12 protein-coding genes are annotated in these 19,823 nt (G+C 46.6%); 2 read left to right on the top strand and 10 right to left on the bottom strand.

Annotated features, from left to right (window positions below; translation table 11 throughout):
- Nucleotides 1-37: 37 nt before the first annotated feature.
- From ACSQ8O_RS14940 to ACSQ8O_RS14920, 5 genes are all read right to left on the bottom strand, one after another.
- The gene (locus ACSQ8O_RS14940; protein ID WP_436242334.1) at nucleotides 38-1,534 is read right to left on the bottom strand and encodes a response regulator transcription factor; all 1,497 of its coding nucleotides are present in this window, start codon (nucleotides 1,532-1,534) and stop codon (nucleotides 38-40) included.
- Entirely contained in the window at nucleotides 1,509-3,299 is a 1,791-nt protein-coding gene (locus ACSQ8O_RS14935) for a cache domain-containing sensor histidine kinase (protein ID WP_436242333.1), read from the bottom strand. Before ACSQ8O_RS14935 ends, ACSQ8O_RS14940 begins: the two co-directional genes overlap by 26 nt.
- Before the next feature lie 91 nt (nucleotides 3,300-3,390).
- Nucleotides 3,391-4,416 (bottom strand): GDSL-type esterase/lipase family protein, encoded by a 1,026-nt coding sequence (locus ACSQ8O_RS14930; RefSeq protein WP_436242332.1) that lies wholly within the window; start codon nucleotides 4,414-4,416, stop codon nucleotides 3,391-3,393.
- Between the two features lie 88 nt (nucleotides 4,417-4,504).
- On the bottom strand, nucleotides 4,505-6,178 hold the full coding sequence (locus tag ACSQ8O_RS14925; protein ID WP_436242331.1) for a glycosyl hydrolase: 1,674 nt from the start codon (nucleotides 6,176-6,178) through the stop codon (nucleotides 4,505-4,507).
- A gap of 200 nt (nucleotides 6,179-6,378) precedes the next feature.
- A complete protein-coding gene (locus ACSQ8O_RS14920) occupies nucleotides 6,379-8,106 on the bottom strand; it encodes an FAD-dependent oxidoreductase (RefSeq protein WP_436242330.1) in 1,728 nt (575 codons plus the stop codon).
- A 128-nt stretch (nucleotides 8,107-8,234) separates the two neighbouring features.
- Between ACSQ8O_RS14920 and ACSQ8O_RS14915 the strand changes: the two genes are divergently transcribed.
- A complete protein-coding gene (locus ACSQ8O_RS14915; protein ID WP_436242329.1) occupies nucleotides 8,235-9,128 on the top strand; it encodes a helix-turn-helix domain-containing protein in 894 nt (297 codons plus the stop codon).
- Nucleotides 9,129-9,260: 132 nt separating this feature from the next.
- The gene (locus ACSQ8O_RS14910) at nucleotides 9,261-10,829 is read left to right on the top strand and encodes an MGH1-like glycoside hydrolase domain-containing protein (protein WP_436242328.1); all 1,569 of its coding nucleotides are present in this window, start codon (nucleotides 9,261-9,263) and stop codon (nucleotides 10,827-10,829) included.
- A 91-nt stretch (nucleotides 10,830-10,920) separates the two neighbouring features.
- On the opposite strand, the gene ACSQ8O_RS14905 is transcribed toward ACSQ8O_RS14910, so the two are convergent.
- From ACSQ8O_RS14905 to ACSQ8O_RS14885, 5 genes are all read right to left on the bottom strand, one after another.
- Nucleotides 10,921-14,490 carry a polysaccharide lyase 8 family protein gene (locus ACSQ8O_RS14905; RefSeq protein WP_436242327.1) on the bottom strand — a complete coding sequence of 1,190 codons (3,570 nt, stop codon included), beginning with the start codon at nucleotides 14,488-14,490 and terminating at the stop codon, nucleotides 10,921-10,923.
- Nucleotides 14,491-14,672: 182 nt separating this feature from the next.
- Nucleotides 14,673-16,346: an extracellular solute-binding protein gene (locus ACSQ8O_RS14900; protein WP_436242326.1), complete on the bottom strand. Its 1,674-nt coding sequence runs from the start codon at nucleotides 16,344-16,346 to the stop codon at nucleotides 14,673-14,675.
- Between the two features lie 124 nt (nucleotides 16,347-16,470).
- The gene (locus tag ACSQ8O_RS14895; RefSeq protein WP_436242325.1) at nucleotides 16,471-17,346 is read right to left on the bottom strand and encodes a carbohydrate ABC transporter permease; all 876 of its coding nucleotides are present in this window, start codon (nucleotides 17,344-17,346) and stop codon (nucleotides 16,471-16,473) included.
- A gap of 43 nt (nucleotides 17,347-17,389) precedes the next feature.
- Entirely contained in the window at nucleotides 17,390-18,376 is a 987-nt protein-coding gene (locus ACSQ8O_RS14890; RefSeq protein ID WP_436242324.1) for an ABC transporter permease, read from the bottom strand.
- A gap of 164 nt (nucleotides 18,377-18,540) precedes the next feature.
- The gene (locus tag ACSQ8O_RS14885; RefSeq protein WP_436242323.1) at nucleotides 18,541-19,665 is read right to left on the bottom strand and encodes a glycoside hydrolase family 88 protein; all 1,125 of its coding nucleotides are present in this window, start codon (nucleotides 19,663-19,665) and stop codon (nucleotides 18,541-18,543) included.
- Nucleotides 19,666-19,823: the final 158 nt, after the last annotated feature.

Below are 19,823 nucleotides of genomic sequence, written 5' to 3'. Positions count from 1 at the left end.
ATCTCGACACCCAGACCGGCTTTGTGGACCGCTCCTATTATTGACTCCGGAAATCATTCGGCGTACTTCCGGTCCATCGTTTGAACATTTTGAAGAAATAGTTCTCGTTGGCGAAGCCAACCCGCGAACAGATTTCTCCTACGGGAAGATCCGTCTCCTTCAAATAAAACTTGGATTGCTCGATGCGAGTTCGCTGAATGTAATGGATCAACGTTTCGCCGATCTTCTTTTTAAAAAGGGCGCTGACGTAATGTTCATCCATGTTCACGAATTGGGCCAAACTCTTCAGGGTAATATCCTCCGTATAATGGTCTCGGATGTACTTCAGAATTCGGTTAATCTCAGAATGATCCGTCAGTTTGGTCAGGTCCTGCTGCCATTGGTCATGGTGCATTCGAACTCGGAGTACCATGTTCTCCAGCATGGCGATATGACTGTGTGAGGGAGGTACGACTCCTTGACTTCCAGCAGAACGGGCTGTTATGCGGGACATGATGAGATCTAGACGCTTAGCTGTTTCGAGGACAACGGCGGCGGGTAACCTTCTCTCAGCCATCCGCTCCCAAATGTCCCGGATCATGCTAATGGCCCCATCGATCTTAGACATCTCAAAGCTCCGGATAAATTCCCTTTCCTGGCTCCATTCCAACCCCATGGCTGAAAGAAGACGGCCAGACGGCACCTGAGGACGCTTGGAAGATGAACTGTCGCTGTACCACTGGTTGTCCCACTTCAGGAGCAGCTCCCCCCAGGTTTCCATCACCGAAAATCCTGGCTGATGGCTCTTTCGAAGGACCACTGGGCGGTTTCGTGGCCAAGCCTCCTTCTTCCCAGTGCCCGGCCTTCCTCCCCATACGAATACGGTCAGAATTCCCGACCGGATGAAGGAATGGATCTCCGCACCTTCCGTCTGTTCGTGCAAGTAAGTTTGCAGCCAGGACGAATCCGTATTCCCCCCTTCCTGCCAGGTCATGTAAAGCTCAAGAGATCCCAAAGCTGACGGGGTGAAGTCCAACAAACGGACTTCTTCCAAAGCCCGCTCCCGATCACGTTCGGATTCGAAGTAGCTATGAAACAGTTCCCATATCCGCCCGTATAAGTGACGATGTTCGTGCAATTGGAGCTGTTCCTGGTTCCTCCGCTGATCGGCCTTCCGGGAGAGCACCCTTGCTGCTTTTTGCAAGGATTCCTCCAGGGTAGATGCTTTCATCGAGCCTTTGAGAATATATTGCAGTGCCCCAAGTTCCAGAGAATGTCGGGCGTATTCGAATTCGCTGAAGCAGGTCAGCATGATGAATTCCGTGTCCAGACCCTCCTGTCGGACATGGGAGAGGAGCTCAATTCCATCCATCACGGGCATGTCAATGTCGCTAATTACGAGATCCGGCCGGAAGTCCTTCATAAGTTGCAGTGCTTCTTCCCCATTGCTGGCTTCGCCGTCAATCGTGAACCCATGTGCCTCCCAATCGATCGTCTGACGCAGTATTTTTCGAGCGAAAGTCTCATCCTCAACCAGTAGAATCTTCCACATCATTTTTACCTCCCTGCATCAACGGATTAGAAAGAAGCAGAGGCAGGGTCATAGCGACCCTGGTCCCCCCTTCGACCGGTGTGATCTCCAGACCTCCTTGCTCCCGGAACAGCAGCTGGAGCCGCTCTTTCAGATTGCTTAAACCGATTCCTTTGCGTTTGCGAGCCGAAGCCGACTTGCGAGCCTGCTCCAGACCCACCCCGTTATCCTCGATGATCATAATCAGGCGTTTCTCCTCCGAGCGGACGAGAACTTTCAAGTTACCGACTCCGGATCTCGGCGCAAGGCCATGCTGAATGGCGTTCTCCGCCAAGGGCTGTAGGGAGAGCTTCGGGACCAATGCGTACTCCAGCTCACCATCGACACTGTAGTTCACCTGGAATTTCCCCTCAAACCGTACATTTTGGATATAGAGATAGGCCTCCAACAACTCTAGTTCGTCCTTCAGATAAATCATTTCCACATCTGAACGGAGGCTAGATTCCAAAAGCAGGCACAATGAGACGCACATTTCCTCTACGGCTTGAGCATTTCCCTCGTGTGCAGTCCATTTCATTGTATTGAGCGTATTGAGAAGGAAATGAGGATTCATCTGCGCCAAAAGCATTTGGAAGCGCAGCGCTTCCCGTTGCCGCTCTTCCACCTTTAGCTTCCGCACCATGTCCCCCATTTCTTGAATCATCTGGTTAAAGCTTTGGGCTAGCGACAACAGCTCCCCACGGTGCTGCTCCTCGGGAATCTGAACATTCAAGTTGCGCCGGACCGTATCCTTCATCTTCTGCTCAAGCTGGTTTAGTGGACGTGTGATGGTGGATAGAATGAAAAACGTAATCACGATAAAGATGGCCGTAATGAGCAGGAACGACACCAGAAATCGCTTCTTCAAAGCAGACAGATCCCCAAAGAAAATATTTAAGGGAAACTTACTCACAATGATCCAATCCATCGACCGGATATTTGCAGCATTCAAGATGGAAGTGCCTGATTGGTTGATATACCCTTCCTTCCGGCTCAGCTGCGCTGGATCATGGACCCCCAGATCCTTGCCAGAGGTCTGAAAAACCGATTGGCCAGCAGAATCCAGGATGTAGTAGTCCTGCAAAATAGGAAACGTCCGAATACTCGTACGGAGCCAATTTTCGAACTCTATACTAAAACGGAGCTTTCCTGCGGGCTGGTTCTTCCCATCGTGGATGACCATATAGATGCTTGCCACCTTACCAGAGGAATCGCTATTAACTTTGCCTAAATCGGAATAAGGGTGAATCTCCCAGACGGTTTGATTAGGCTGGAGGGTCAGCTTCCGAAAGCCCTCCTCACTCTCCACATCCGCCGCCTTCCGAATGGAGCGTGCTGCAAAGGACGTATACAGATTCCCATTGTTGTCGATGAAAGTGAGATTGATATAGGCTCCGGCCTTTGGAAACAAGGCTAGGATCGAATTAAAGATGCTCCCGGCTTCCTCCTCGTTCTGCTTAGCATCCGGCAAAGGACTACTTAGCAACTTCCAAACCCTTTCGTTATTCTCCATTTGCAAGGCTGACAAAACGAGTGTAGTACGCATCGTTTCGAACTCTTGGGCCAGGTTGTCCACCTGTGCTTGGTTCTGGACACCGATCTTACTCTTAATCAGATTCTCAATTTCGGAATAGTTCCAGATCTGAAGAATGGTGTAAGGAAGCAAGATCAGAAGCGCGAACGACAGCAGCAGCCTGTTTCTAAGCCGGGCAGGCGCCCAGCGGAGTATGACGTTCCAAGCTTTCTTCATATTTGCATCCCCCCTTACACCAATATAGAAAAAAGAAGGCGCTTACGCAATGAGAAATCCTCGATTGCGGCTAGCTAAACCGTCCCTCTGCTTATTTGCCCAGAATACCTCGCATTTGCTCCGCTAATCGGCTTCCGATCTCGATCATCCCCTGGTGGTTTGGATGCAAAAGATCGTGGGACAGTCCGTTCCACTGGGTCAAAAGCTCTGTACCGTCAACGTAATATAGATTGGACAAACCCGATTCATTTACAACTTGGCGTAATGTCTCTCGATACTCCTGCGGCGTGGACACAGGGTTTCGCTCTGGCCATGCCAAGCCAAAGTCATTGAAGCTGGGAAACAGCCCGATGCAAATAACCGGCTTACCCGGGTTTCTTCCTGCAACGGCATCTGCCATATAGGTCGTCTTCTCTCTAAATTCCGCTGCGGATACTCCTTGGTTCAGCATGTTGACGGAAATACAGAGGGAGGCGATGTCCCAATCCTTCCGGTCAGCGAAATAATCAGCCAGAGCTGGCTCGCAATGAGCCGAACCTGCAGCACCTAAATTCAACAAATCCATTCCCAGGTTCGTTGCAGCTTGCATGACGTAGGTTACGTCGGGCACATAAGCATGCGCCCCGTACGTAATCGAGGTACCGTAGGCTAAATACCTAAGTTGGGGCAGCTCTTCCCTGAACGGTGGACGAACGTCTTTTCCTTCGATGCCGTGGAAGCAAATCCGGGTATCGTGGAGGAGGATTCTCCATACATGTCGAGGGTAGCGAAGTGCGCCAGGTTGAATCGCCTGATGGGTCAGCAAATAGGGAAACTTAGGCTCCATCCGGACTACGGTCGGTTCCGAAGTCAGTGTTACGAATCCGAATGGAAAGTCCCCGAAATACAGGTACGCTTTGCACGGACCGTCTGGACTCGACAAGGTGACATCAACGGGACTGCTATCCTCACTGACGAAGCGAATCTCGCTGCATCCCGCCCTCTTGTATTCACTCTGTGTTGTCTCTCGAAGCTGCAGGGCAACACTGCGGGGAATCCGCTCCAGCATAACGGCGGAGCTTCCTGGAACGGGAACAACCTCTTCAAAATTGTGAAGCATGACTTGCTGCAGAATCATGATTAACTCATCTCTCTTCCTTTTTACAAATTCCGAAGAGGCATAGGACCGCCCCTCGTTTGCAACCCGCTCCTAGATTCAGAGCCCCTTACTTAAATATTCTCACATTATCGACATAAAGGGTACCAGTAGCCTCAGAGGCAACGCCGAACGCTATTTTGGCCACATTAGCCGCAGTTGAATCCCGGAAGCTGAATTGATTGGCCACTTTCACTCCGTTGACATACAAATCATACTTTTTAGTTGTCGTATTCACCACTGCCTTCACATCATAGAATTTCCCATATGTGATCGGCTGGAGACTCATATGCGTTGTCCCGTTATAAGCAGTCAAGTACCCATTATTTAAACCGATATGTACAGCGACTTTGCTTGGGCTTGAGCTATCCACCACCAGGAAATCTTTCCAACTGGCATCTTCTGTGCGTAAACTAGCTTTGAAGGTCACAGTACCGGTTTCTGGCGCGAACGTTTTTTTGGCACTCGCCCCACCGGAGGTAAGGGTTTTATCGATTTTGACGCTTCGATCCTGACCATCGATTCCCACAGATTTAACGGCTGCCACGGCAACGGTACCTCCCGTGGTATCGATCGTCCAGTTTTCCGGGGCTCCGCCTACCGGTGTGGCCGGGTCGGACGCATAGCGGTTAAACGCATCTTTGAAGATAAACGTTCCCGGGTCAATCGTCCTTCCGAATGCTGGAACCTCATCTCGCGTAATAGTTACGGGATTAGCATAAAATTGTCTGAGAAGATAGGGATCATTACCCGGTCCATTGCCGTTAGGGAATCCGTAGAACTGATTATCCATCCAACCGGTAGACCAAATTTGAAACCATGTATAATCCCAGCTCGCTTGGACCGCACCTTCATATGGAAGCAGGCCCACTTCGGACAAACCATATCGCTTGCCCGCCATGACAGATGTTAATTCACTGTTCGCATTCGCATATTTCGCATCATTACGGTTTTGGACATAGATATCAGCTCCACCTAGATCAACAAAAGCCGACCCTGGATAATATTTATTGGTAACAGTATTATTATCGTCCCGGGCCGGAGACCACACCCAGATCAGGTTGTTTAAACCATGGTAATTGGTAAACCGCTCATACATATTCTGCCACAATTTCTTGTAGCTGTCCGCTGTTTTCCCTCCCCACCAAAAGCCGATGTTCATCTCATGGTAAGGTCTCCATAACACTACGACGCCTTGGTCCCTCATCGTCTTGAGATAACCTGCGATCAGATCGATGTGGCCCAGCCACTTGTTGTATAATGGCGTACCTGGCGTAGTCATCAAGTCAAAATCCGCTTGGGACATCGTACTGATGACACTGTTCCATCCTCCAGCATCTGGTGCGGGGTCCAAGGGATTCGTCTCATGCCAGCTCATCGTGACAAGTCCTCCCTTTTTCCAATAATCAATGGCATGCTCCGTCATCGTATCACGCCAAGTCGCGATATCGGTACTCGACACGGTGAAGCCCATATCCATAGCCAGCATCGCGGGGAATTTGCCGGTCAAGTAGCCGAGGTGGTCGATTTCGTTATATCCGTATTGTGTGCTAACAATCTGCGAGGAAATGATCTGATTGTTGCCATACACCGTATCAAAGTAATTCAGCACATCCTTCGCAGCTTGTGTCGCATTCGATTTCGCCGGGGTTGCGGCACTAGCTTTCGTTTCTCCCAGCCATTGCGGAGCGAGCAAGGTCAGTAGAAGTACGGATGCTAAACACTTTGCCAACGATTTTTTCATAAGTTTATTCCTCCTTTTATTGTGAGAGCTTTCATTTCATACACCGCATGAACTTCCTAATCACTACCTCCTTTTTGTTTCATTGTACACAATCGCCCAACCCGCAATAATGAACAAATTTATGGTCGGACTCTACAAAATTAAGCCCTTTGTAAGAACAACAGTCCCGTGTGCCAATTAGAGACACGGGACTGGTATAGTTACGATCTAATCTCCCACGAAAAAATGTGAACCTGCTCGGAACCCCAAGTACATAAAGGGATTAGACGTACAGCATGTGTTGTAATATCTATCTTCAATTTCCGCAGCCTCTGGTAATTTCGGGTAACTGTCAGCAATTCCCTCCAGCTGCCGTCGCTGTCCAGGACTTCTACCCTGAAATCCTTTAACATCGATTGGGGAACATGATAGGACGTATTGTTCAATGGATAGCTGTTGGGCATATTACGAATTTTGCGGTTCAGATTGCTGTCCAAAACCAAACGTAGTTCACCGATCGGTTGAGGCCTTTCCAAACGGTATTCGATCCAGTCCCCTACCTTGCCGATCCATCCGTTATCCGCCTCGCCGATCGTCCGATCATAGCCATTTCTTAACACTTCGGCATTGCCGTTGGACGCGGTTAAACTGGCCATCTGCGTTAGCAAGGACGGAGTTCTACGGCGCCAAGGTAGATAACAATCATCTTCCATCAGCATGTCCTGCAGCTCCCGAATTTTCAGGCGGTAGATTTCCCTTGGCGTCAGCTTGTCCTTGATTGCAAGCGCCGCCGCAGTTCCGATCGCTTGCCCCAGCAGAGAACAGGTACCCATAACCCGTGTTGAGCTCAATGCAGCATGTGTTGCACTAATATTTCTACCTGCAAAGAATAGGTTGCCAATATTCCTAGAATACAGGCTCCGGTAAGGAATGCCGTATGGAGATGGCGCTCGATGATAAATCGTCGGATGACCGTCCTTATAGTGGAAGCCAGCAGGGAAGTGATCATCCATGCTCCAGCCGCCATAAGCCACCAGGTCGTCAAATTTCCCTTCCGCTTCGATATCATTCTGTGTCAGCATATAATCGCCGACATAACGGCGGCTTTCCCGTTTGCCGGGCACGAAACCGATCCAATCGATCACCCAGTTTTCCACGCCGTGGTCACCATGATTTTTCATATGATCCCATACGCCAAACACAATCTTCAGGAGCTCATCCTTAATTTCTTCCGCATCATGAATGGAATCGCGATCTCCTCCTAGCTCAATCCACCAGAAATTCGTCCGTTTATCATGCTGTCTATGGGGAAGATCTTCATCACTGGTGTAGGTATTAGCCCATGAAGGTGGAGTGAACGGCTGCGGCTTATCCGTTTCACGGATTTGAAACAAGCAGCTTATTCCCATGGTCATGCTATCCGCCTGCTCAGGCTCAATCGATTCATTGAACTCGCTTGCCGCTTCCCTTCCAATTCGAAACTCCGCGCCAGTCAGCGGTGCCAGTATACCGTCGCCTGAACAATCTGCAAAATAGGCTGCTTGAACGCTATGCCACGTTTCGGTTGTCATTTGCCAGCCTTTGACAGACTTGATGATATTCCCATCCATTTCTGCTTTCATACAGCTGCAGTTCAGCAATAGGGTAATGTTCTCTTCAAAACGTACTTTCTCGTACAGCACGCTATCCCATATGGAATAGTTTGCCGTGTGATTCCGGGAAAGGTTCTCCATTTCGAACTCTTCCAACAAGCCTGTTTCACGGTTATTGAGTCCAAGTGCCCCGCCGATATTCATTCGAATCTCAGAAGAAGCGTTTCCTCCTAGCACCGGCCGATCCTGCATCAATACGACTTTAGCTCCATGCCTCGCAGCGGCAATCGCCGCACACATTCCCGCGATCCCCCCACCAATAATGCACAAATCGGTTTTGTGAAATTTATCTTTCATACGAAAGCACTCTCCTTTTGACTACATTCTATTGTAGGTCAGAGGGTCATTACCTTGAAATTTCTGCAAAACACTCTTGAAATATCGGTACACGCGGTATAAAATTCGTATGAAAGGCGGTGGACGTGATGGAAAACCCCAAGTATAAAGCTCTTTTTGACTACCTGACCCATATCAGCCAGCAATATCAATTGCAAATTTGCATTCTTGATTATCAAGGCGTGACCACAAGGGATCATGAATTTGCCAATATGCTGCACCCTTTTTTACTCCATCGCAATCCTTATTGCTTATATATTAAACAGTCTAATAAACGTCTTTTTGACCGATGTTTGTGCAGAAAAGATGTTGCGGAGAAAGGCGAAAAGCTCAAACAACCTTTCTATGGCATGTGTTACGCGGGGGTGGAAGAATTCGTCGTTCCCATCTTTCATCATGACGAATTGGTACTTACCATTTTTGCAGGTGCATTTCGTACCCGTCAGAAGACAGCCCTATATCGGATGAAGAAAATCGCTAAAGCACACAACTTAAGCTACGAGACCATGCTTGAGCATTATTATTCTTCCTTATCTCCAGAAGCCGTCCAGCCGGAACTTATCAACTCTCTTTTATCGATTGCTGCGCAATATTTGACATATATTTTTACCGATGCTGTTAGTCAATTCCCACCCAGCAGTGTCAATGTGAAAAAGAATACACATTCGGATCATATTCTAATCCATGCCTTGGAGTATATTCATAACAATTACTGTGAGCAAATCTTTGTTGCCCAGATCTCCGAACACTGCCACTGCAGTGAATCCTACATCAACCATATGTTTAAGAATAAGATGGGCGTAACCCTGAACCACTACATGAATCAACTAAGAATTGACCGTGCAAAAAAATACCTGATAGAAGCCGATGCACCTATCAAAGAGATTGCAATGAATGTTGGTTTTAATGATCCCAACTATTTTAGTAAAGTATTTAATGACCTGTCGGGGTGCTCCCCCACGCAATATAGAAATAAAGCCTGAAATAACTTGCCGACACAGAGCAGGTTATTTTTTTGCATAATTTTCAAGGGTATATGCAGATCATTCAAGGGAAACACAAGATTTCCTGTTATATAATTCGATCTATAACTATGATTGAGTGAGGGAAATCACATGAGCAGAAAAGTGAACATCGATAATACCAATTTGCCTGAAACCCAAGTCATTTTCGCTACAAATAACGATTCTCTGCAAAGGCTGTTTGATCGTAGTGAAGAAATGATAAAGAAGAATATCACCCCATTTTTGAACAAAAAAGTACTTGTCGAGGGCTCCTACTATCCAAATGTATGGTTGGAAACCCAACCCATGGGTGGGGAAATGGTTGCGAAACGCAATATCGAGGTTGCTCTCAACAACCAACTGATCTTCATGGAACATCAACGAGAGGATGGCAGATTGCCGGGGATGATTTCTATAGTGGACGGGAAAACTCACCCAGATTATGCCTGGTTCCAGGGTTACTGTTTCCCTGTACCAGCATTCAACATGTACTACTGGATCAAGAAGGATCAAGGTTATCTTCAAACGCTATACGAAGTCTTGGAGGCATTCGACAACTATCTCTGGAAAACCCGGGATTCTAATGGGGATGGCTGCCTGGAAACCTGGTGCGTATGGGATACCGGAGAAGATCACTGCACACGTCTTGATGGAGCACCTGATTCATGGGAAGGTGACACCGCACCGCATGGACTCGGCCAAGTTCCTTACGCATCCATGGATGTCATGGGCTTTTCCTGCAACGGAAGAGATGTACTTGCCCTCATATCCAAGGAGCTAGGGAACAGTAAAGAGTGTTATTGGCTGGAAAAAGCAGCTGAGGTGCGGGCCAAGATACAATCTTATCTGTGGCATCCTGAAAAAATGGCTTGTTATGACCGAGACTGTAATAACGAATTTATGGATGTTTTGGTCCACAATAATCTCCGGGTCATGTATTATGGAGGATTCACCCAAGAGATGGCAGACCAATTTATCGCCAACCATATGTTAAATCCAAAAGAGTTCTGGACGCCAATGCCGCTGCCCTCTATCGCTGTCAATGATCCGCTGTTCCGTAATATTCCAAGTAATAATTGGAGCGGACAGCCACAAAGCTTGACCTATCAACGAGCCATTCAAGCTCTGGAAAACTACGGCCATGTTGCAGAAATAACCCTTTTAGGGAGAATCTATTTGAGCGTGATGGAAAAGGCTTCCTTCTTCCCGCAGCAATTTGACCCATTTACAGCCGAACCTAGTGAAGCCAAGGATGGGTATGGCCCTTCCATTCTCTCCGTATTGGAATATGTTGCGCGCCTATATGGCGTATCCATCAGCTGTGATGAAGTGTTTTGGGGTGGGCTTCAGGACGGTAAATATGAGCGAACTTATACCCAAAGATGGGACCAAGACCGTTATACGCTCGAAAGTCGCAATGGCTTCTTCTACGGCTATATCAACGACATACAAGTGTTCCGTGCTAGCCATGGCGTCAGGATTGTCACTGATTTGCAGGGTCGCATCAAAGCAATCATCGGTATCGAACAGGAACCAGTAACGACCCATCTGACCATTGAAGATCAGAGCTATGATTTTACGGTCAAGCCCAATGAGGTTTATGCCATCGAGAACCAAAGAATCATTCAAATAAAGCAAGTAGCTTTTGATTATACGCCGACGGGGTCAACTGCCTCTTAAGTGTTTGTCATTGCTGTGATAGAAAAAAAGGCTGTCTGGGCATGTAACGTCCTAGACAGCCTTTTTAGCTAAAACTAACTACATTAAAACCTTAAGGGTTATAGCTCACATTGACATCATCTACACTCATCGAGCTGGCATTGCCACCGATCGCTGAGCCCAGCCGGTCAACCTTGGTTAATCCGGTATAACGATAGTTCCACTGTGAGCTTTGCAGCTCGCCATTCACGTAGACATCGAACTTCTTCGTTGCTGTGTTGATGATGACTTTCAGACGGTAGGATTCACCGTTCGTGATCGAGGTTAGCACGTTCGTTTGGGTACCACCGTTGTAGCCCCAGATTCTACCGTTCTGCATAATGAGATGGACTGCACTGTTGTTCGAAGTAAGACTGCTGTCAGCGATGACTAAGGCATTTTTCCAGTTGTTGTCATCGGCCGTCACGGTCGCTTCTACGATAACAGTGCTGTTTGCCGGTGCGGTAAACACCTGATACGCCTCGGCTTTACCGTTGGTGGACGTCGTTGTCAGTTTAGCCGCTTTGTTCGTAGTCGATCCGCTTACCATCTGCACTACGCCTGTGTTCCCCGTGATACCACCGTTATCGAATACCCAACCGCCTTGCCCATTCAGGTTACCGAGCGCCAGACCGTTAAAGTTCTCATTAACTAGTGTAGTTAAAGTAAGAGGTGCATACGATACTTTCACATCGTCCACGCTCATCGAGCTTGCATTGCCAGCGATGGAGGTAGAGAACTTGTCGAGTGTGTTCACTCCCGTAAATCGATAATTCCAGCCAGTCGCAAGCAACGTATCGTTGACGTAAACATCGTATTTTTTCGTATACGTATTGATCACAACTTTCAAGCGATACGGCTGGCCATTCGTGATCCCTGTTAACACATCGGTTTTAGTACTGCCGTTATAGCCCCAAATTTTGCCGCTTTGCAGTACCAATTGAGCCGCTACGTTATTGGCAGTTAAGCTGTTGTCCGTTATGATTAAAGCATTTTTCCAATTGCTATCATCAGCTATAACAGTCGCTTCCGCTGTGATGTAGCCGCCTTGAGGCGCATTAAATAGACGATAAGCTTCAGCACTTCCACTTGTTGAGGCAGTCGTTACTTTCAGCGATTTGTCCCCGCTCACGTCATTCTCCTTCTGTACAATAACGGTATTTGCAGCCACGCCTGCGTTATTGAAAATCCAACCGTTTTGGCCGGTCAATGTGCCAGGCAGCATGTCATCAAAATCTTCGTTGACCGTGTAACCAGTAACTGGGCCTGCCGAAGGCGTTGCAAAAAACGCCTTAATGCTCTTGCCGCCTGCGCCATTCACATTGACGGTGAGGGTAGTCGTACCGCCGCTAGTGCTGGCTGTTATCCTTGAATCCTTATAAGCCACTGGCCCCAGAGGTTGGGTGAGCGTAAGTTGAATAGTCCCCGTATTGGCCAACGTTGGATCAGCTACAGAAACTTCGGTTCCATTCTCGGTCGTGCGGACCATCACGGATGCCTTTTTGTTGCTGGTGACACCGCTAACGGTTTTGGAAGCATCATTCCAAAAGTTAATTCCTAGTATGCCAAGTGCATTCTCTTGCACAGCCTGTGCAGCGGTAGAATTCTCAATCACCGTAATATCCGGATTTGCGGCGTAAGTGTCCAATTGCCCACTAGATTTGCCTGGTAGCAACACATAGGCATACCCCGCATTTGTCGGATTTGTGCCATGATCGAACCACATATTCATGTAGTTGCGTGTATAGTTCGTCGTGTATTCCGTACCTGTATAGTACTGATTAATGCTCGACCATGAGTCTGTTCGTGCCTCGCGCACTCCCTTAATTGTCGTCGCTGTCGGGAAATAGTAGCCGATGTCCGAACCTGCGACATTCCCAGCCAAATGAACCTTGTTCACGCCAGTCATGGTTTCGCTCCAACCTAGTGACGTTGACTTTGCAGCACCGTTCACTGTAAGAGCATTGTTTCCACTGCTATTCAATTTGCGGTTTTCAACAATAGACTCGACAACCTTGTTATCAGTAGACGTAATACCCGCACCTAGATTCACAATCTCATCATCAAACATGAACCATGATTTCTTCGCTGTCAGCGTAGCGCCATTTGCCGTATACTGCATACCTGTGATCCCGTATTGTCCCGATATTTCCGTGCCACCAACCCAAGAATTCGGATTTTTAGCATTCGCTGTTGCTGTCGTGTTCTGATTGACCGTCGTGCCAGGTAAGCGATAGCTGTTTACGGTAGGCCAGTAAGAATCCTTATACTGGGTCAAATCCGAATTATAGAGATAAGTCATCCCGTCGCCAGTATGCCAGCCTTTTAAATTCTCATTATTGACGATTTCAAAATTTCCGATTTTATTCGAAGACATACTGATGCCAAATGCGAATCCCGGTCTATGGTGGATGGCCCTAGCCATATTCGGGTATTGTTTGTTCATGACAAGCGCATCTCTCGTGGTAACGGATGGATCGCTCATGATTTGTTTCGTTTGCACGATGGAGCTGATCATTACCAAATCTGCATACTTGGTAGGAGACGTAGCGTCTGTCATCCATTTTTTAACCATAGATTTATAGGCTGCCCGATCTTCGGCGGATGGTGCTGACAAAGCCATCCTTGCCACAGAAGCACCAAGCGCTCCCATTGACGTTAACCCATTATCATCGCTGGCTAATCTTGCAATGTTTCTTCCTCTGACCATATCGGCCATGGAGGTATTATAAAATAAAGGCTCAAAGGCATTATAAATCCATTGATAGATGTTATTCACATCCGGATCCGTAATATCCCAAGTAGACCCTGCAACTACGTACATCACCTTGGTTAAATTGTCGAGCAAACTTATGCCATATCCGCCGTTGTAGGGAATAAGTGCAGTATGTTGAAGAAACGAACCGTCGCTATACATGCCTTCACCGGAAGTCACATAATCAAATACCGAACTAAGCTGGTCTCTTCCCTCAATGATTTTTGCACTGTTCTTAACAATAATCCCGCTTGTTATTTTAATGTTACAAGCCCATACACGATTGGCTCCAGTCAGACCAGCTCCCCAAGTAAGCGCTTGATAGTCTATTACAGCGTGCCAATTCGTAATCTGTGTTGAGGTTAAACTGGAATAAATCCATGTTGTTATGTTGTTGATGCTGAGTGGTGAGGAGATTTGCCAATCAAACCAATTGTCATAGCCTCTAAACGGTACACTAGTGTTATATCTGTTCGTGTACATCCAATCCATGGCACTTTTAATATCTACAAGCAAAGTCGCGTTGTTCTGAAGCGTTGAACCTCTAGTTACATAAGCTAGCGTCATCGCTTCTAAACGTTGGTAACTTCCTGAAACATGCTCCGATTCCGTTGTCGTTGCCATATCACTCCACAGATACGTTCTTCCTGCAGCCTTATTCATCGTATCCCAGTTCGTCTGAGCAAGCGTCGTAATATTGGTAATCTTGCCGCTGATGTCAGGGTCTGCTGGATCGTAAGTAGGTCCTCCCGTGGTAAAATCATAAATTTTTGCTCGTAACGTGTCATACTCATCTGCCGCATAGGCAGGTTGAATGGGCAGTGCCAGTACATTGACAACCATAGCCAGTACTATTAAAAGCGCTTTCATAAAACGAAATTTACCCATTAACATAATTAGCCCCCTCTTAAGTCAAACGATTTGTTGGCTTTTCTTCAGCCGCTCCTTGCAGAAATCGAGTCATTGTATTGAAAAAATATGCTTCCTTCCAAACTAACTTGCAGCAGGAAGGAAGCACATGATGGACTAAAGCATTGATTTAACTGGTTGTGTAAATGATTCTAGTTAACTTACTTCGTCAACAATTTATAATAATCTTTCGTGTAAATAACGTCTTTTTTGTTATCCGTATAAGCTTTTGTATAGAAGTCGTCGACTTTCTTACCGCCGCCTTTTTCCCAAGCCTCTTGTGCATCTTTCATTGCTTGTTCAACCGTATAACTTGCTCCACCAACAACAGCTTTTGTATAAATATTTGTCAATGTATTCTTCAACGTGTTTTTAATAACTGTCAGATCATCCGTCAGAGTAACTGGAAGTACAACCTCGGACGTTGTTGGACGATCTGGTGTGATATAAGCCGCTTTAGCTTGTTTGATCAAATCGGCATACGCTTTATCAACTGGCTTCGATTGATCCAATGTGTTTGTATACTCCACACATTTCCCCATCTCGCCTGTTTGAGACATCATTTGGAAATCGCCATTCCAATTTAATTCTTTCTTGTTTTTCTCTGTATCAATTGGTTTCGGACAACCGTCTACCATTTTATAGTGAACGCCTTCCATCCCATACAGCAACGTCTGTTGAACTTCAGGTTTCATTAACCAATCCACATATTGAACTACGGCTTCTACATTTTTGGCAGTTGCATTAATAGCGGATGTAAATTGCATAGGCACAGCACCAGCTGGTGAGAATTGACCGATTTCAGACTTCGGAAGCGGTAGAATCGTCACTTTGGCATCTGGATTATTTTTGATAAGCGTATTGTAGACATCGTAACCTTTAGCTCCTTCAATTACATCTGAACCGTAGATGCCAAGCTTGCCGTTCACCCAATCTTGCTGTGCTTTAGCCATATTTTTGTCTGTGAACGTATCTTTATCTACAGTGCCAGCATCATACAAACTCTTTTTGAATGCTAAATCTGCTTTTGGACGATCCCATGTCCGTACATATTGATCATTGATCAGATGATAGGACGTGATCATTGGCAATGTTTCATCACTCGCTTGCCCTAGTTGGAACATATAGTCTACGTCCCAGAAAGTCGAACCAAGTGTATCTTTCTTGCCATTACCGTCAGGATCTTGTTCTGTGAATGCTTTGGCAACTTGGAGATACTCTTCCGTTGTTTTTGGCACTGGAAGCTTTAATTTATCCAGCCAGTCCTGGCGAACCATCACATAATGGTTGGCTGCAAAAGGAAGCGTGCGACCAAAGAAGTACGTTTTCCCATTAAATCTTGTTAATTTCTGTAATGACTCATTGCCACCAATCACCTTTTTGTAATTCGTGGAATACTTCGCAATGGCATCATCAAGCGGAATAATTTGCCCTTTGGACGCCAAATCCTTCATATAAGGATTTGAGAATTCCATGATTAAGTCAGGTGCTTGCCCCGAAGCGAACAGTACGTTCCACTTCTCCGAAGAGTTCGTACGTGGAACAGGGATAAACTCAACTTGCACCGGAGCATTGTCGTTAATCCATTTCGTCCAGCGGTTATTTGTAATTGTGCCTTCACCCTCAGGTACATTGTTACGATCATAAATGGAAACCGTAATCTTCGGCTTAGGTCCAGCTGGTTTCGCACTTGCCGCAGCCGTGCTTGCAGCGCCTGGTGTCGTTGTTGCACTCTCTGTCTTTTTATCCGATGCACAAGCTGCTAGTAGTGTCGTGCTTGAGAGTACTAATGCTAAGGAAATGGATGTTGCTTTTAATTTGCTAATTTTCTTCATATGAATAAGTCACCCCTCATGTAATGTACGTGCAATTTTAAGATAACCCCAATAATTTCATCTACTTGTAAAACTAAGACTACCATGTTTAGTGCTGCACATCACCCCTTTCAAGGAATTACCATTATCCTTTTACAGCACCGACCATGACACCCTTGACGAAAAACCGTTGTAAGAATGGATATACGATTAACATCGGTAATGTCATAACAATAACCCCTGCCGCTTTAACACCCTCTGGCGTGATTGCTGCTGCTAATTCAGGCTGTGTATTTGTCAGCTCCTGCATCAAACTTTGATTCTGAATCATTTGTTGCACGAGTACTGCTAAATTCAGCTTGCTGGAATCATTGATATAAATCAGTACATTCATGAAAGCATTCCAGTGGCCTACCCCATAGAATAAGGTTAATGCAGCTAGCACTGGCAATGACAATGGCAACACAATTTGAATGATTAAGCGCCATTCGGAGCAACCATCAATACGCGAAGCCTCTTCCAACTCTTCTGGCAATCCCTCGAAAAAGCTTCTCAAAACCAAGAGATTCCACACCGTGATCAAACCAGGTAACCACAAAGCACCATAGCTATTGATGAGCCCTAATTTTTGGACTAATAAATAAGTAGGAATGAGACCCGCTGAGAAGAGCATGGTGAAAATAATAGCGAACGAATAGAATTTGCGCCCGATAAAATAACGCTTGGACAAGGGGTATGCAGCTAGGATTGTGAACACGATATTCAAGCATGTCCCTACCACCGTAATAATCACACTATTCGTAAAATCCTTGATGATTGGGCTTTCCTTGAACAGCGCGTTATAGCCGTCTAAGCTCAAATTAACAGGCCAAAAGCTAACCGTTCCTGACATTAACGCATGTTTATCACTCAGTGACAACGCTAGGATATGAATAATCGGCAACAAACAGCTGAGACCAATGATCATTAAAAATATATTGTTGAGGGCGTAAAATACCTTCTCTCCTCGTGTATGCTTCATAAGCTTCTCCTTCTTAACTTTTGTCAGTACGTCATGTGATTGCCTACCATAAGCCTTGGCCGAAGCTGCGTGCAATGCGATTGGCTACGAGCACCAAGATTAAACCAACCAAGGATTCGAATAACCCCATTGCTGTCGCAAGGCTGAAATTCGCTTGCTGAATTCCGATTTTGTACATGAAGGTACTAATGACCTCGGAGATTTCAAGGGTGGCATTATTTTGCAGGACAAACACTTGATCGAAGCCTAATTCCATCAGATGTCCGATCTTCAGAATTAACATAATAATGATCGTTGGCAGAATTGCCGGCAATGTAATACGAGTGGTTTGCTGCCATTTATTAGCGCCATCTATGCTGGATGCTTCATATAAGCTTTGGTCAATGGCCGTTAGTGCTGCAAGATAAATAATCGCGTTCCAACCGGCTTCCTTCCAAACACCTGATGCCAGAAAAATGGAAATCCAGGAAAACTCTTTATATAAGAATGGATACGATTCACCAAAAATCTTTTCGATCAGATGATTGAGCGTTCCTGTACTTTGGGAGAATACCGTAACAACAATGCCGCCAACGATAACCCAGTTGAGAAAATGCGGCAGATAAACCAGCGTCTGAACTAGCTTTTTGAACTGAGTCCTTCTTACCTCATTGAGCAGCAGCGCTAATATGATCGGAACCGGGAAGCCAATGACGATGCTTAATCCACTCAGTTTTAAAGTGTTCCAAACGATACTAAAAATTTGTTTCGTCTGAAAGATCATTTTAAAGTTGTCCAAGCCTGCCCAAGGGCTGCCCCAGATCCCTTTAATAAAGCTGTATTTCTTAAAAGCAATAACGAGCCCCGTCATCGGGTAGTATTTAAATATAAAGAAGAAAAGGATGATAGGCACAAACATGATGTACAACGGTATGTTCTGTTTTAATACGCGTTTGCCATACTTCCTTACTAGCCAATTGCTTTTGTTTTTTGCTTTACTCGCCTTCGGATTAACCATCGCTGGTGATGAAGGAGGGAGTGTCTGACTCATCGGTGTCACTTCCTTGCTCTGTAATTTGAACTCATCGTACCTGCTGATCCGTCATCCGTACAATATACATGATTTCGATCAGTTAACAGGCTGATATAATGCGGATATTAGCTGTCCAATATACACTTTTTCTAGGTATATACATGCACGAATGGCTTGATATATTAGGCTTTAGCTATTCCTATTTCCCAGAAAGAGGGATGTCCTTGCAGCTTCGCCAATGCTTCCATAAAGTAATAATCACCGTAAATCAGCGGCTTATTGATATTCTGATTCATGGGCACGTTGCCCGTACCAGAGAGTAGGATCGCTTCTTCGGAATCATCTGCGGAATAATGCTGAGATAAGGATTGCAAGATCGAACACGCTTGTTCCTTATAAAAGAGTGCCCGATCGCCTGCACATACTGCAGCCAGATCCAGCAGTCCGCTTGCCGCAATCGCTGCAGCACTTGTATCGCGCGATGCCCCATCGAAGGTAGGCAATCGGAAATCCCAATACGGCACCTTATCCTCGGGTAAGTGTGCTAAGAAGAATGAGGCTGCATGCTCCGCTGCTGCCAGAAGGTCGGCACGGCCGGTATGACGGTAGCTGAGCACCGAGCCATAGATCGACCAGGCCGACCCCCGTGCCCATGCGGACTCTTCCGCATAGCCTTGGCCACCAAGCGCACCGGTACGTTCGCCCGTCTCAGGGTCGAAGCAGACAATATGATACGCGGAGCCATCCTCGCGAATAAACTGCTTGGCGGCCATTCCCGCGTGGCCCTCTGCAACATGCTTAAAGCGAGGGTCGTTCGTTTGTTGCGACGCCCAGTAGAGCAGCGGCAAATTCATCATGCAATCGATGATCGCCCACCCTACGCGCTCCGGGCTGTTCCAAGCGCGAATGAAGCTTCCCTTGATGTTGAATCGCCCCGCCAAATGACTGGCAATCTTCAAAGCTCGGCGTCTGGACTGCTCATTGCCGGTGAGATGCCAATTCGCTATCGAAGTTAGCGTCCACATGAAACCCATATCATGATCTAGAGGCTCGTAAGCCTCAATAACAGCATCCATTTGTGTTTCACAGCTCTCTGCCAAGAGGCGCAATTGTTCATCTTGGCGATCTTGATAAATGAGCCATAGGATCCCAGGCCAGAAGCCTGCTGTCCAGTAATGCGGCGAAGTTAATTGAAATTGACCCTCGTTCGAACCGTGAGGAAATGCTGCACCTACTCGCAGGCTCGTGTTCTTTACTTTGCGGACGCCTTGTTCCCAGGCGTCTCTTATCCATTGTTCTTGTGTCATTCTCTGTCCACTCCCTCCGTTGAATGTCCCAAGCATATCCATAGGAGGCCGCTTGCTCAATATACATGTTTTCGTTGGGTTAACAGGTTGGGTGTGTGGGCAGCCTGAAACATGAAAAAGGCGCCATGCAAGGGGTTTAACCTTGCATGGCGCCTCGT

The sequence above is a fragment of the Paenibacillus sp. LjRoot56 genome (assembly GCF_964253335.1).
In the GTDB taxonomy this organism is placed as follows: domain Bacteria; phylum Bacillota; class Bacilli; order Paenibacillales; family NBRC-103111; genus Paenibacillus_E; species Paenibacillus_E allorhizoplanae.
Note: the sequence above shows the minus strand (reverse complement) of the source record. Positions and strands in the feature narration are given on the sequence as shown.